This window comes from Agarivorans sp. B2Z047, assembly GCF_023373605.1.
In the GTDB taxonomy this organism is placed as follows: Bacteria; Pseudomonadota; Gammaproteobacteria; order Enterobacterales; family Celerinatantimonadaceae; genus Agarivorans; species Agarivorans albus.
The window spans coordinates 4,832,440-4,846,937 of record NZ_CP088080.1; the positions used below are offsets into that span (position 1 = coordinate 4,832,440).

Here is a 14,498-nt window from a genome sequence, read left to right on the forward strand (position 1 = left end):
CACGTATTCACCTAAATACAGCGACCACATTCATGGATAAAACCAAGCTCATTGAGCAAATTCAAGAAAACCTCAAAGACATCTACCACAAGGCCATTGATGCCGACACGGTGATTCAGCAGCAACAAGAGCAAGGCAAAGCCAAGTATACCGAGTTGTTTAAAGACAGTTTATTTAAGGCCAAAGATCGTCAGTTTTTGCCCTATGTGGAAGAGTTAGCCAGTGATTTGGTGCTACTACAAGAAAGCCAAGACGATGAACACTTTGTGACTCAACTAAAAGTAATGGTTGCCAAACTAGAGCAAATCCACGGCTTACTGGCCAACTTCAAACAGCTTACTCGCTAGGGCTTTCTGCAAATGCTCTCAGGTAGGGGGAGAACTCTTCGGCTGGCGCCCACGCAGCAACAGCCGCTCCCAATACCAACACTTCTTTTGTAATCTCTTTAAGCTGCTCTAAATGCTGTTGATTCTCTACGCCATCTACCACTAGTTTCACTCCCAAGCGATTGGCAAACATCACCGTGGCAATCAACATGGGCTGTTTTTCGCTGGCATTAAGCAGGTCCGACATTAAGGATTTAGCACCGCGCAAGTACTGTACTGGCAGGTGATTAAGCAACTCCAAGGGACATTCTGCACTACCAAAATTATCCAGTGATAAACTCACTCCAATGCGGCGTAACTCTCGAATCGCATCCACACAATCTAACAACATTTGTTGGTCGCTATCGATAATGTTAATGATTAAGCGATGCGGCAATATTCGGCTTTCAATTAATACTTTATTCACCAGTACTAATAAATCGTTGTGTAAAGTGGATGAAGAAATCGACACCGCTAATTGCAAGTTGGTATTTAAGCCATGCTGCCAACGCTTAAGTTGCTGAGTAGATGCACGAAGTACCCAAGATTCTAGCGCCACTACACAGCCACAAGCGTGGGCAATGTCCACCAATTCGGCCTGCTCTACCCAGCCATAAACCGGATGCTCCCAGCGCGCTTGCACCTCGGCCCCCACCACTTTGTCATTCGCCAAGTCCAAAATAGGTTGATAAAACAAGCTCAAATGCTGGTTTTCTAGAGCATCACGAAACTGGCTAAGTAAATGCTGCTCTCGCTCTTTGGCCAGCTGCATTTGCCCTTCAAAAAACTGCCAAGAGCTGCAACGTGACTCCTGCTTAGCCTGATACATCGCAGTATCTGCTTGGCCTAATATGGTGAGCCAATCATCCTGGCTGTCTAAGGCGGTGCTAATACCAATGCTGGTGCCTACAAAGCATTCTCGGTCTTCCAAAGATATTGGCTTTTCTATCACGTTAATTAAACGCTGCGCAAAGCCAGAGCAGTCTTCACTTGAACGCACTCGTGTTTGCACAATGGCGAATTCATCACCACCTAAACGCACCGCGTAATCACAATGGCGCATTTGCCCGTTTAAACGCTGCGCCACCACATTTAAGATGCGGTCGCCATACTCGTGACCATAACTATCGTTAATGCCTTTAAAGCCGTTAAGATCTAGCACCATAATCGCGTAATCTCGGCGATTGTTTTCTAGGCTTGCAATAAATTCTCGTAATCCGGCCCGGTTAGGTAAGCCGGTGAGAACATCGTGATTAGCAAGATAGCGATTAATATGATTCTCACGCACTATCATCACAATTAAAATGGAGCCGCTAATTAACAGCGCACCAATGGCAAAAGACAAAATCAGCTGTAGTTGCAATAACTTAAAGTCAGTTTTCTTATCAAACTCGCTGTTTCGCTGAAACTCTTTATTCACCAAGGTATTGATAGGGGCAGAATACATGTTCAGCCGTTCAATCACCTGTACAAACTTCTCGTGACTAGGCGGTAAGGCTTGTAGCAGAGGCTCGATGCGCTGAACCTCTTGAAACAGCTCTCTAACCAGTTGTCTGGCAGACTTTATATTGTGAAAACCGGCGTTTTCTTGGCCTTCTAACAGCACCGGAAAACGGCTCCACAAAATGTCATAACGCAGCATTAAATCAGAATGCTTTACGCCACCAAGTCGGTAAAGTTGCAGCGCATTAATAAAGCGTCGATGCTCCATTTGCAACTGAACCACTGACCAAGACGTCGACGACTTAGGCGACTCAAGTAGCTGAATAATTTGCCTTAATTGATAAATACTGATGACCGCACTAACCACAAACAGCGATACAACTAAGGAAATTAAGAACTTCTTATATTTTTGCGGAAGCTGGGTAAGCCAATTCATCAATAGCTAGGCTCACTTAACAATAATGCTGCGCAACTGCCAAATCATAAAATCGTTATAAGGCATTTGCAGTAGTTCTGGGTGGTCGTCTATCGGCAGCATTAACCATAACGGGCCTTTATCACGCACCCGCATAGGGCGATCGTTATCAGACCAAGCCAAAATAGGCTCAAACTTTTCGATGTCGGAAAAGTCGATTTCAACTTCATAGTTATTTAAGGCCACTAGGGTAAGCTTGCTCGATTGAGCTCCCGCTAACTCGAGTACTTCGGCTACTTTTGGGCCTTTGTAGTGATGGCGGGTTTCAACCCAAGGATGGCGCGTAACAATGGTGTGCTGCGGCAAGGCCTGTAACATCTTTAGGTCAAAGTCTGCTGCGCCTTGGTTATTTCCATGCAGAATAAGTCCTGCAATAGTTAATATAGGTTCGTCTTGTGGGCTTGGTAATTCAGCAGAGCTGAAAGAGGAACATACCAATAAACTTAATGCTAACAAAAATCGCATAACTCGTTCTCCTTAACGTGGTTAGCTGCGCTATATCTAGTTACTTCATCATAAACCATAGCGCATTTGCTGCAGTTGTATCCTGAGTATGCGGGAGTTTTAGCCAATAAAAAAGGGCAAGCTAAAAAGCCTTAGCTTTTTAGCGGTTAATAAAGCCAATTAAAGCAAACCATCAATAATAAACCAACAAACTAGTTTTTGATTGGCTATGGATGGCCCAACATCTGAAAGTTAGTCAGAAAAGTGATAAGCGACTTAACTCGCTGGCTCTCCTTTGTTTATTCAGAGCACTTTTTAGCTCTCTATTACGCCAAGCTAGCTCAGTTTTGAACGATAACGAGAACATTATTTCTGGCTTAGATAACTCCCCTCATCACTACTCACCAACACTTTCATCAATAACTCGAACTTAGCTGTTTGTTTTTGGCTCTAGTTGATGCAATATTACGCAGTATTTACTGATATTTGGTGTAAGTTGTTGTTAGTAAGCCAATTAATCATGTAATCACCAAACAAAAAACAGCCAATGCTAAAATGGAGTTTTACATTAGATGAAATGCAGAAATATTACTCAATTCACCCTTCTGGGGTTGAGTATCGCTTTAGTGGCCCCTATTGCTCAGGCAACCGACGCCGACATGAACAAATGTATCGACCGAGCTGAACAAGCGGTTAGCGGAAACAAACTCGCAGGAGCTAAATCAGCCATCCCACGCTGCTGGCGAACGTTACAGTCCAGCATCAACCAGCAAAACGATATTGATATTGAAGCGTATAGCAGTCAGCTAAACCAAATCCAACAAGATTTTGAGCAAGCAGGCGGTGATGCACTAGGCAAATTCTTGCTGATCACTGAGGTTGCACCGCTAGATACCAAGTACCATAAAGTCTTGGAGCAGATGCAAAATGAGCTGCGACAGTTGCAGCGAGCTATTCAAAAGGGAAGCAGCGACAAAACGGTTAATCGGCACAATGAGCGCTTTGAAGGCTACGCTAACCGCATTAAAAAAGCCGATCCAGATTATGACTTAAGCAGCAGCTATGCCCTACGCGACCAGCTTGTTGCAAAAACAGCACAGGGTGAGCCAAGTGCAACCGCAGCTTCAGTTACTGCATCTTCAACCAACACAAAGCAAGCTGAAGTAGACCAACAAGTTGCTAACAGCTCCGAGCAAAGCTCTAAGCAAAAGAAGAAAACTGCGCGCAGCACTGGTAACAAAACCAACGACGCTCTAAACAAATGTTTTAGCCAGTTGGATAGCGAGCTTCAATCAGCTCGTAACGATGGCTTTAGTCGTCAGTTCACCCGCTGCCAACGCGATCTGCAAAAAGCAATTAACGCCCAAGATACCGATAACGCAGAGCATTATATTGCTCAACTAGACAACTATCATAAACGTGGTACTAATGAGCTAAAGATAGAACTATTACCACCGCTAGTATTCTACCCACTTGAGCCGATTGACCGTAAAGCTAACACCCAAGTAAAGAACTTACAGAATGCCCTACAGCAAATTCATCGTGATATTTTTAAAGGAGCACCACTCGCTTCCTTGTCCAACACGGTCACTCGCTATGAACGTACACTTCAAAAACTTCAGACCGATTATCCAGACTATGATTTCAGCTTATACACCGAGCTAGCAGCCCGCTTGGACGCACAAGCCAATGCTGCCGATGCCGAAGCACAAGAAGTTCGCCAGCAACGCCTGATGCTCCAACAGCTAGATAGACAACTAATGACCTTATCAAGCCAGTTCTACATCTCCGACAGCTACATCGAGCAATGGGAAGCGATTGGCCCCTCTAGCGAATACACTGAAGGCATCGCAGAGTTCCGCGAGCTATACGCCGATGATGAAAGTATTCAATTCTCCTTAGGCTTTATCGAAAAATACTTTGCAGCCCTAGAAGAGAATGCAGATAAACACTACCAGAAAGATCTTCTACCAATGCTGACAGCTATGGCCGAGTACCAAGATAACTCCGCGCAACGCTACTTCAGTAGCGCGCAAGCCGACAAGATGCGTGATGCCGATGCCCAGCTGAAAGCCCTTTTACCACGCTTGCAAAACGTACATGGTCACTCAGGTGTACTCAAGGACATCATCGCTAACCACCAAGAGCTATCAGCCGCACTTGAACAAAAAATCTCAGCTGGAGAGGCTACCATGCGCCAGCGCCTAGAGAGTGAGTTAAAAGACGCACGTATGCCAAAACCTGCCAGCAGCCAAGATAAGACCCATCAGCAGCAAGTTGAAGAACAGCTAGCCAAGGTAATTGGGCGCACCGAAAGCTATGGCAAGCTAATATCGACTCCCATACGTACCAATAGTAATTGGACGCAAGAGAACCACCCGCTAACCGGCCTACCACAGCTGCAGAAAACTGTCTTCCACGCAGCAATGCAAGACCCAGAAGGTAATTGCCACATTATGCAATTGCACGTTGAGCGTGTTTACACAGGCGACGGCTGGAGCGGCCTAAATCTCACCAACTGGTGGAACGAATACCCCATCATGTGCTCAAAGACTTAAGCCTTATGGAGTAACAACAAAACGCTCGTCTATCGAGCGTTTTGTTGCCTTTCGCCAAGCACCGCATCTAGAAATAAGCCCCTTGCTTCAAACAGTGTTTTACTCAGCTTTAAATGGCTTGAATAAATTGGTGAAGGTTCTTTCGCAGCTAAGCGATTTGTTACCTCAATTTCTTTATCACAGGCCCTTTAACACCTAGTCTTGTTGAAACAATCTCATTCACAGCTAACCCACGCAATACTAAACATCCAAGGTTTAAGCATAAAAAAAAGCCGGTAAAGCAATGCTTTACCGGCTTTAAGAAACTTTATGAGTTTCTATGAATAGCTGGAGCGATGATACATCATGCCGCCCATCACAACATAAGCATTTGATAAAATTGCAAATTTATTCAATATGCATTTTAGATACCCCAACTTATACCCCACAACAGTTTAAATACATCCTATTTTTACATCGCTGCGCTTACAAAAAGCGGTATCTAGTCCATAATTTTTTGCCTGCTTAGCATGTTATTTGTAATTGTAGTGTTCACACAGTTGGTTTTGGACTAAAGCGAACTGACGCTAAAACCCACAGGTAATTTCAATAGCGGACACGCTAATTCAACGATGCAAAACAAAGCTCTTACCAACCAAATGATTAATTTAAGAGTATTCAAGAAATCTCCGTTAAGCTGAAAACGAGAACTGTAGCAAAACCTTGGATGCACAAAAGGTGCTAACACGAGCCTATTGACGACTCTAGCCCCCCCCTAAAACTCTAACGTGAAACATTGCTAACGCCGCAGAGGTCCTAGCTTTGCTTATCGAGCTATTCATTGCTATATGTTATTTAACTGATACTAACAGTATGCAGGTTGGCAAAGCTTATAAATACTCATTTGAAGATGAAATTACTTTTACTCGCAACTGTTTTGTTAATCGGTCTTTCCACCGATACCCATGCACAAAAGCGCCTCAAATACTCTTCCCACCCGACTGAAGCTCCAATTAGCTGGGCGAACGAAGAAGGCAACTTAATTGGAGTGGGTCCCAAACTAGTTGAATTGATTTTTGATGAACTAGGCATTACTACAGAACCGGTGCTTCTCCCATGGAAGAGAGCGGTATCTGGCGCTTATCAAGGCTCTATAGACTTAATCAATAGCATTTACTTCACCGAAGAGAGGGCTGACTACTTAGTCTATTGCGACCCATACTACTCTGAAGATCGCATTGTTATTATTACCAACAAAGAAAACCAACTTCCACTGATTACCTTAAACGAACTTATCGGGCTAACTGGAGGCAGCATCATAGGAGATAGTTGGGGAGTCGAATTTGATAGCTTTATAGCGAATAAACTGGACATCGACAAAGTAAAATACTTTGAGCAGAACATAGGAAAGCTGCTAACAGGAAGAATCGACTATGTTATTGCTTCTGAGTTCAATGCCAAGATTCAGCTTGCTAAATTGGGCTATAAGGATCAGTTTTCTTTAAGTTTTGCACCGGTTAAAACAGAAAAAGTCTACATGGCTTTTTCAAAACATTCCCCCTTTGTAAAATACCTACCTCAAGTTAATCGTAAGCTCCAAGAGATGAAAGATAGCGGTGAGATAAAACAGCTTGAAGATTACTACCTAAATAAAGCTTATCAAGATTAGAAGTCCATAGCTTTAATCGAATTACACTCCCTCAAAAAGGCTACCAAACTCAGCCTTTTTGAGGGATGCTTAAACTTAAAACTCGCCTAAGGTAGCCACCCAAGGATGATTAAAGGCCTCTTTTGCGTTCAGGTTCCAAGAAGGGCCAAAGCCCGTGTTCCAGGTAATAAAAAAGGCTGTTTTTGGCATATCCTTTTCAATTTCTTTGATTAGGTGATGGTAATCAAATGGCGTTTTAGGTAGCCATCGCCCATTTGGATTCCAATTTGAACGGGGCCCGGTTTCGGTTAATGCATAAGGTTTGTTAAATGTGTCGGTCATCACCCTATAGTCAGCTTTTAGATCATCAATATCTGCTTGCCCATTAAAGTATGCATCTAAGCCAACAATATCTACGTAAGCATCACCAGGGTAATACTCTACTAAAGAAGGTCGCCCGCGGTCAGGTGAATAAACCCAGATTAGATTGTTTAAGCCCTTATCTTCACTTAAGTACTTGTGCATGTCTTGGTATAGCTTAACAAACAGTGCCTGCCGCTCGGCGGTGCCGCCCTCAGCGTTATCAGCTCCCCACCAAAACCAATCGCCGTTCATTTCATGCAAGGGCCTAAAGATAACTGGCACGTCGGCTTGCTTAAACTTCTCTAATCCGATGGCAACTTCATCCATTATGTCTAACCAACGTGCGCGCTCCACACTTCCGGTTTCAAAAATACGGGCATATTCTTGGTTACTAACTGCGGTTTTAAAGTTATCTGAAAAAGTATTGATTGGGCTAATTAAGTGGTTACTAATTTGTACTACATGGCCTTGCTTGGCTTTAAGTATTAAATCTTCAGCACAGCCGGTATAAATAGCATCACTTGCTTTCTCATAGGCGTTCCATCCCAGACCAAAATCACAGGCATAAATGACGGGGCGTTTACCTGTTACTTTTTCAATTCGCACCATTTCATTGTCATCTACTTTTTGGCCTTGTTCATCCTGAACAAACTCACCTTCTCCGTTATAGCGGCCGTAATCGGTTCTTTCAATGTCACTATATCCGCCAAACAAGCCACTAAGTAGTTTGTTCTCAGTTTTATCTTCTAGGCTTACTAACTTTCTGTATAGCTCTTGGGTTGTTAGCGAGGAATCTGGATTACTTAACTGAGCAGCTTTATTACTCTCTTCGATTCTATCATTGCCAGAGCTAACGCAGCCCGTCGAGACTAAAGCTATTGTAAGTGCCGCAATAAACGGAGATAACTTCATACATACCTCTTGTAAAATTCAAAATAAAAGCGCCACAAATCGTATCGTTACGACAAAGGTTATTCTATAGAAACTTACTGAAACTTAGATACACCTCTCTTTATAAACTCCGATATAACAATCAATAGTTATCTAAATGCCAAATCATCAAGTACCCAAAAAATCATCTCCATCATATTTATGAAATAAAAATGAAAACGTTACGATTTAGTATTCACTATGAACAGAAATCGATTTAAATCACTAATACACTTTTGGAGTTGAAGGATAAATGAACAAGTGTAAGCCCCCTAAAATTGCAACATTGCTAATAGCCACTTTTATGAGTGGCGCTCTAGCAGGATGTTTCTCATCTGATAACAATAATGCGAATACTCATGACACCCCCGTAGATAACATTATCCCTGCTAGCTGCCTACCTTTAATGGCCGAATCGGTTGTCGATACAGACTGGCAGGTAGAGAGCTATGACAATTATGAGTTTGAAGCGGCCTTTGATGAGAGTTTAGAAAAAGGAGCCGTTATTGGAAATGCTCCAACTTTACAACATGACGGTGACGGAGAGTTAAGCTTAGACCCTGCGAGCAATGGTCAATATGTATACATGAATGGTAATTCTGGAAAGCTATACCTGCATAACATAAGCATTCCCGAAGACGGTGTGTATGAATTTAAAATCCACGCAAACACTCAGCCAGGATACAAAAAACAACACATATTCTTGTATAAAGACGGGCAATTAGACCATACCAACCTGCAAGACGATCAGCACGAAAATGCTGCATTCTCCCAATGGGGCTATGAGTTCTTAGAGCATGCTGATCCCCAATGGCACGAGTTCATAATGCGTCCTGAATTGGAGGCTGGGAACTACTCTATGGAGATTCGCCTGTCGTGGGGATATACCATTTTTGACCAATTGGAAGTGAGCAGCAGCCCTATAAGATTTGCTTCTCAATATGCACTCACACAAGGCGTGCACTATACCAAAGAAATGAACCCCATTTCTGCAGAGTTAAAACTAAATACCAACAAGTTAGTTGGTGTGTCTATAGGTGGAGAACCCGCGAGCTATACGCTAAATGATGAGTGCAACCAACTAACAATCAGTGCAGATGGCCTTTCCCAACTTGAACCCGGCTCGTATCAAGCACAGGTCGACTTTGACTACATGGAGCCGACAACCTTTGAAATCAAAGTCATTGAGGATGAAAATCTAACCGGCCCAGCAGGTGATCGCTATGAAGCCGAAGATGTAACCCTTGGCGAACTAATGAAAGTTCGCAGTTATGGGGACTCAGACTGGGATACCCTTGATGATGCAGCCAGTGGTGGTAAGTATGTCAGCATGGAAAATAGCGGTAACTTGCTGTTCTATGTAAACGTAGCCCAAGCGGGTTTGTATAACGTAAGTTTCCGCTATCGAACCGGCAGTAGCGATAAGGCACAGGATATAAAAGTGAATGATGAGTTTGCTTTACCTGGCGCAGGTTTTCGCTCCAGTCGAACCTATTGGGAAACAGCCAATTTCCCCATGGAGTTTAAAGAAGGCAGCAACAAAATTGAAATCATCAAAAGTTGGGGCTACCAAGACTTTGACTACTTTGACGTATCACGAGAACCAGTTGCCATGGCTGCTAAAATTGGACCTAAGCAACAAAGCTTCTACCTAGACAAGCCAAAGCAATTATCAATCAAAGTTGACCCCTATGGTAATCAACTCACCCAAGTGACCATCAGTGGGTTAGCTGAAGACTCTGAGGTACAAGATGCTGAACTGCAATATGAAGTAGAAGAGTACAAGGATGACATTGAAGGCCGATTCACTAGCGTCATTTATGGCGGTTTTTTTGCGCATTTAAGTAGCCAACAGTTAGCGAACTTAGCGCCTGGAGATTATGAAATATCTTGGCAGCTTTCTAATGGAGACATTCAAAAAACACAACTGGTTATAGTGAGTAAGCAAGAACCTGTTAACAACGACTTTGTTGTGATCTTTTTTGACTCTAGCCACGGTAATGCTGCGGCATTTTTAATGCCCAGCGGTAAAACGCTGATTGTAGATTTAGGCCAATGGTGGGTGAACCTTGATAGAGTAATTCCATTCCTTAAAGCCAACAACATTGAGCCAGACTACCTATGGTTAACTCACCCTCACGGGGACCATATTGCCGGAACTTATCGACGCCAAGTTTATGATGGGTTTATCTCCGACGGACACGAAGCTTTTGTAAACGCCTTTCCAAATGTAATGGTGCAACGCTCGATGCACGAAGAAGACGGCGGTGATAGAAACTTTTTTTCCAGTGGACGAGAGTTTGAATTTGAAGGTACCAACGTAAAAATTCTCAATACGTTTGGTGACTCTTGTTCAGAAGACGCCATCGCTGTTAACTCCTGTGATTTAAATGCCAACTCCTTAGCATTTAGCATGAATTACCAAGACTTTACTGTGCAGTTCCAAGGTGACATTTATGCCCATAACCAAGACCGCATTATGCGTGAATATGGGCTAGGTGCCATTACCGGGCAGGTATTGTATGGGAACCACCATTGGCACGGCTCTATCAATCCAGAGTACGTAAAAAATGTCGACCCATCACTAATTTTCGTTCCGGCGAGTGAAGTGGTCTACGCGCGAGGCGCCTTCACTCAAGACGCAATGGAAGCGGTGAACTTTCTAAGGCGTCATGGCAGTCGCTACAAAGAGATGCTGATGAGTTTTGATATAGGCCATCTAATCATTCGTGCAACAAGCAATGATGATGGGGAAGTTGAATGGACTTACGAAACGATGAAGGATTTGGCCATCGATGAGGTTGGTGATTTACGCTACCCAGACTATTCCGATAGCCAACAACAAGCCCTTCACCAAAAGGTCTATCTACCTAACCTAGACAAATGGCGCTCTGTGGCCGAATAACAAGCAATCACTTACAACTTACTATTAGCGAAACACCCAAGGTGTTTCGCTTTGTTGCTATGAGACGTACAACATGAAAAGTATCTATTTAGTTTTTTTTCTGCTTATTACAACAAGCATAACTTCATATGCTCACAACTTAGGGGAAGGCGGTCACTTAGTCGTAACTTTAGATGAAAAAGGGCATGCGGAATTACAATTTGATCTCACAACTGGTGAGCTAAACAAGCGTTTCAACTTAGACGAAAATTCAGATGGAAAGCTTAGTGTGGAGGAAGAGCGCAACTACCCTGCAAATGCTATTAGCCAGTACATCAGTAACAATTTAAGCGTTCGTTTCGATGGGAAAAGTTGTGAATACACTATCAGTAACCACAAATTTGTGATTCATGGCAGCGGTAACTATCTACGATTTCTGCTCGAACATCAGTGCCCAACAATAGAGCAAAGTATCTCTGCAAGCTACCACCTGCTTTTTGAAAATGATGAAGATCACAGTGGCTCAATGCACCTTACCCAAGGCGATGCCATGACCCAAGTTCGCTTCTTTAGCGACCAACGCGAGCAAAGCATATCTCTAGAGAAAATCAGCATTACCCAAACCATTAAAGAGTTTTTGCTTGAAGGTATTTGGCATATCTGGATAGGTCTTGATCATATATTGTTTCTGGTGTGTTTGATCTTACCGGCTGTACTATTTATCTCTAACAAACAGTGGCATGCCAAAGAATCATTTAAAGAGGTCACCTTAGAGACACTCAAAATTGTTACTGCATTTACGGTTGCCCATAGCATCACTTTAATCAGTGCTGTTTTAGGCTGGGTTAGCCTTCCTCCTGCTCGCATCACCGAATCAATTATTGCGCTCTCAGTGATTGTTGTGGCATTAAATTGCTTATTCCCAAGAGTAAATAAACAATTAACACTAATCACCTTTATTTTTGGTTTGATCCATGGCTTTGGCTTCGCCAATGTCTTGTTAGAATTATCTTTACCAAAAACAGCAACCTATGTTGCTTTAATCGCCTTTAATGTTGGTGTGGAAGTTGGTCAACTAATTATTGTTGCTGTGTTACTCCCGTTACTTTTTTACTGTCGGGAATACAAGTTCTACCAAACGTTTATCCTTAGAGGGGGTAGTTCATTAGTAGGTATTGTCGCCCTCATCTGGTTGGCAGAAAGAGCATCGGGAATAGATTTCAATCCACTGTTTTAGCAACAAAACACTGAGCGAGTATAGATTTATCCAAAATGGGTAAATCTATACTTCACACCACTTTGTTTAATTCTAAGAAGGCGTTCCTGATACTTTAAAGCGGTCAACATAGCCTTGTAACGTACTACCATCTTTCTTAAGTAACTCGGTCATTTCCATAGTTTTAGAGGCTTGAGAAGCTAAGTCGCTAGAATCATCTCTCATTTCAACGGTACGTTTGTTTATGTCATTAGAAACCAGCGTTTGTTCCTCGGTGGCAGTTGCAATATAAGTGGCCATATCCAGAACTTTATCCAACTCTTGTTTTAGTTCTTCAAAAGAAGCTGAGCTTTTAAGTACCAAATCAGCAGCGTTACTGCCCTCTTCTTTTAATGCTTTCATTTTCTCCGTGGCTGCTGACGCTCCTACGAACAATGATTCAATTTGCTGTTGAATCTGTTTCGTTGAGTCTTGAGTTCGAGTCGCTAAATTTCTCACCTCATCAGCAACTACCGCGAAGCCCCGGCCCTTTTCACCAGCCCTTGCGGCCTCAATAGCAGCGTTCAGCGCAAGTAAGTTGGTTTGCTCAGAGATGTCTCTAATCACATTAAGTATGTTGCCAATTTGTGCCGCCTCTGAATTTAAGTTTTCTACTTGTTGGCTTGTATCACCTAGCTCCTCAGTTAGCTTGACCATCAGCTCACGACTAGAATCCACACAGCGAGCACTGTCTAAAGACACTGTATGGGCCGTTTGCACCGCTGTGGAAGTTTGCTGAGCCATATTAGACACTTCTTGAATGGTGGTAGTCATCTCGTTGGTTGCTACTGAGATACTGTCTGTAGACTCTTGCTGGCGAGCGGATAAATTTAGAGACAACTGCATCGCGCCAGCCACTTGTTCGGTAGTTTCACCCATGGTTTTAGATTGTTGCCTTACTCCAACTAAGGCTTCATTGAAGCTTTCAATTAATTGATTAAAGGCCTCTCCCAGAGCGGTAATTTCATTTCTCCCTTTGGCTGCCAATCTAAAACTCATGTCTCTAGTTTTAGCTAACTGGATAAAGCTTCGCACCAATGAGTCAATCGGTTTAGTAACACTGTTAGCTACAAGATACGAAAACACTAAAGTAAGAACGATAGCCGCTGCAACCCAAAATATTGACATGCGAAGAAGATGTTGTGCTTCACTAACTTTAAGATCTTTTGTGGCAGATAAACTTGCTAACAATCCGTTTTCAACGCGTTGATAGGCTTGGGCAGTTTGTTGAGAGAGGCTCGGCCAACGGCGTTGTAGCTCAGGACGTAAAGTTAGAGCAGATTTGTCGATAAACTTATATGAATCAAATACATCCCAATAAGCATTGGTTACTGACCCTAATAATCCAGAATCTAAGAAAGATTTTTGATATACCGCCATTGATTCGTTACTTGCATAACGAACATACATTTCCCTAAAGCTACTTTCCTTTTCACGATACAGCATCATTTGGCCAAAAGTATAACCTCCCATTTGACTCGATAAGGCTGAGTTAATGTTTTCATGTAGTTCATTGTTTGCGCTAGAAGCAAGCAACAGATAGTAGTAAGCATTAGCGATCATACCTAGATCATGGTCTCGCATTGCCACTTCAACCACCTTACTAATAGTGTGTAATAAAGCCATTCTAGTGCGCTGTATATCCACACCAGTCCATATAGTTTGATCATCAAACTGGCTTTTATACTTATCTGAACTTACTTGTTTTTCATCCGCTACAAGCCTGATGAGATCTAGCTGTTTTAGCTTCTTGCGAATAAATGCTAAATCCTCATCTGTCCAAGAGCCCGAGTGAGCGAGGGTTGCTTCATTTTCAGACAAAAATTGGAGTAACTGTTGTTCATGTGATTTTGTATCGGCCCGCTCTTTGTTCATTGCAGAACGAAGAGCCAATTGCTGAGAGCTTTGTTTTTCATCTACTCTTAAAAAATCAGCGACCGAGTTTTGCTCTTTGTCAAGCGCGGCTAAAAGGGGCGAAAGCTGCTGAATGTATTGAATAACCAAACTTAGCTCATGCATCGCCTTTTGCTGGCTTAGCGCTCTATTAATTTGCTCGCTAGCAAAAAACAAGATGATAACCAGTGGCATCAAAACCAATATGAAAATTCGCCTGCTTATACGCATAGTTTGAAGAACATTCATGAATCCATCCTT

9 protein-coding genes are annotated in these 14,498 nt (G+C 42.8%); 5 read left to right on the forward strand and 4 right to left on the reverse strand.

Annotated elements, in window-relative coordinates; translation table 11 throughout:
- Window positions 1-32 precede the first annotated feature (32 nt).
- Window positions 33-347, forward strand: coding sequence for a primosomal replication protein PriC (gene priC, locus LQZ07_RS22315; RefSeq protein ID WP_016402029.1), 315 nt, complete (start codon window positions 33-35; stop codon window positions 345-347).
- On the opposite strand, the gene LQZ07_RS22320 is transcribed toward priC, so the two are convergent.
- Window positions 337-2,244: a bifunctional diguanylate cyclase/phosphodiesterase gene (locus LQZ07_RS22320; protein ID WP_152785554.1), complete on the reverse strand. Its 1,908-nt coding sequence runs from the start codon at window positions 2,242-2,244 to the stop codon at window positions 337-339. The genes priC and LQZ07_RS22320 overlap by 11 nt on opposite strands.
- A 12-nt stretch (window positions 2,245-2,256) precedes the next feature.
- Window positions 2,257-2,748 (reverse strand): molybdopterin-binding oxidoreductase, encoded by a 492-nt coding sequence (locus LQZ07_RS22325; protein WP_152785556.1) that lies wholly within the window; start codon window positions 2,746-2,748, stop codon window positions 2,257-2,259.
- Between the two features lie 551 nt (window positions 2,749-3,299).
- Between LQZ07_RS22325 and LQZ07_RS22330 the strand changes: the two genes are divergently transcribed.
- Together LQZ07_RS22330 and LQZ07_RS22335 are read left to right on the forward strand one after the other, a co-directional pair.
- Window positions 3,300-5,285 (forward strand): hypothetical protein, encoded by a 1,986-nt coding sequence (locus tag LQZ07_RS22330; protein WP_152785558.1) that lies wholly within the window; start codon window positions 3,300-3,302, stop codon window positions 5,283-5,285.
- Between the two features lie 889 nt (window positions 5,286-6,174).
- Complete coding sequence (locus LQZ07_RS22335) at window positions 6,175-6,933, forward strand: ABC transporter substrate-binding protein (protein WP_152785560.1); 759 nt, start codon at window positions 6,175-6,177, stop codon at window positions 6,931-6,933.
- A gap of 75 nt (window positions 6,934-7,008) precedes the next feature.
- Here LQZ07_RS22335 and LQZ07_RS22340 read toward each other — a convergent pair whose 3' ends face one another.
- The gene (locus LQZ07_RS22340) at window positions 7,009-8,187 is read right to left on the reverse strand and encodes a glycosyl hydrolase (RefSeq protein ID WP_152785562.1); all 1,179 of its coding nucleotides are present in this window, start codon (window positions 8,185-8,187) and stop codon (window positions 7,009-7,011) included.
- A 271-nt stretch (window positions 8,188-8,458) separates the two neighbouring features.
- Between LQZ07_RS22340 and LQZ07_RS22345 the strand changes: the two genes are divergently transcribed.
- Together LQZ07_RS22345 and LQZ07_RS22350 are read left to right on the forward strand one after the other, a co-directional pair.
- Complete coding sequence (locus tag LQZ07_RS22345; protein WP_152785564.1) at window positions 8,459-11,110, forward strand: CBM35 domain-containing protein; 2,652 nt, start codon at window positions 8,459-8,461, stop codon at window positions 11,108-11,110.
- Between the two features lie 73 nt (window positions 11,111-11,183).
- The gene (locus LQZ07_RS22350) at window positions 11,184-12,326 is read left to right on the forward strand and encodes a HupE/UreJ family protein (protein WP_152785566.1); all 1,143 of its coding nucleotides are present in this window, start codon (window positions 11,184-11,186) and stop codon (window positions 12,324-12,326) included.
- Between the two features lie 72 nt (window positions 12,327-12,398).
- On the opposite strand, the gene LQZ07_RS22355 is transcribed toward LQZ07_RS22350, so the two are convergent.
- A complete protein-coding gene (locus tag LQZ07_RS22355) occupies window positions 12,399-14,486 on the reverse strand; it encodes a methyl-accepting chemotaxis protein (protein WP_152785568.1) in 2,088 nt (695 codons plus the stop codon).
- Between the last annotated feature and the right edge of the window lie 12 nt (window positions 14,487-14,498).

Coding starts and splice junctions, on each gene's coding strand:
- priC (WP_016402029.1), top strand. CDS start 33: ATGGATAAAACCAAGCTCATTGAGCAAATTCAAGAAAACCTCAAAGAC.
- LQZ07_RS22320 (WP_152785554.1), bottom strand. CDS start 2,244: ATGAATTGGCTTACCCAGCTTCCGCAAAAATATAAGAAGTTCTTAATT.
- LQZ07_RS22325 (WP_152785556.1), bottom strand. CDS start 2,748: ATGCGATTTTTGTTAGCATTAAGTTTATTGGTATGTTCCTCTTTCAGC.
- LQZ07_RS22330 (WP_152785558.1), top strand. CDS start 3,300: ATGAAATGCAGAAATATTACTCAATTCACCCTTCTGGGGTTGAGTATC.
- LQZ07_RS22335 (WP_152785560.1), top strand. CDS start 6,175: ATGAAATTACTTTTACTCGCAACTGTTTTGTTAATCGGTCTTTCCACC.
- LQZ07_RS22340 (WP_152785562.1), bottom strand. CDS start 8,187: ATGAAGTTATCTCCGTTTATTGCGGCACTTACAATAGCTTTAGTCTCG.
- LQZ07_RS22345 (WP_152785564.1), top strand. CDS start 8,459: ATGAACAAGTGTAAGCCCCCTAAAATTGCAACATTGCTAATAGCCACT.
- LQZ07_RS22350 (WP_152785566.1), top strand. CDS start 11,184: ATGAAAAGTATCTATTTAGTTTTTTTTCTGCTTATTACAACAAGCATA.
- LQZ07_RS22355 (WP_152785568.1), bottom strand. CDS start 14,486: ATGAATGTTCTTCAAACTATGCGTATAAGCAGGCGAATTTTCATATTG.